This window comes from Stutzerimonas stutzeri, from assembly GCF_000935215.1.
Taxonomy (GTDB): Bacteria; Pseudomonadota; Gammaproteobacteria; order Pseudomonadales; family Pseudomonadaceae; genus Stutzerimonas.
Window position 1 is genome coordinate 1 of record NZ_JXXD01000367.1, and the last position, 301, is coordinate 301.

The window sequence follows — 301 nt, forward strand, 5'->3', positions numbered from 1 at the left end:
CGCAAGTCCCACCTATTTGGGTTTATCCAGCAACGGATGCAGCTGCGAAAGCGCTGGAAAATCCAATTTACCCGCCTGAGTACAAGGACTTCATCTTGGTGTTCCCGGCTGAATCGGGAATACAACCACTGTATGTGGTGGTGAGTTTAGCCTTTGAACCTGCGGCTTATCATGGAAAAAGAGACAACACCGTCAAAAGTAAGGGGCCAGAGAACGGGCAAGAGGCGCTTGATAATTCTGTTCAGGTAAAACCAAGGCGGCGGCAAAAACTGAGTGCAACACCTGACCTTTCCGGTACGGT

The 301-nt window shown here is 50.2% G+C and carries 1 protein-coding gene; it reads left to right on the top strand.

Going from position 1 to position 301, the window contains the following annotated elements; genetic code table 11:
- The coding region (locus LO50_RS24505; protein WP_173425614.1) for an S-type pyocin domain-containing protein at positions 1-301 on the top strand (301 nt) is incomplete at both ends.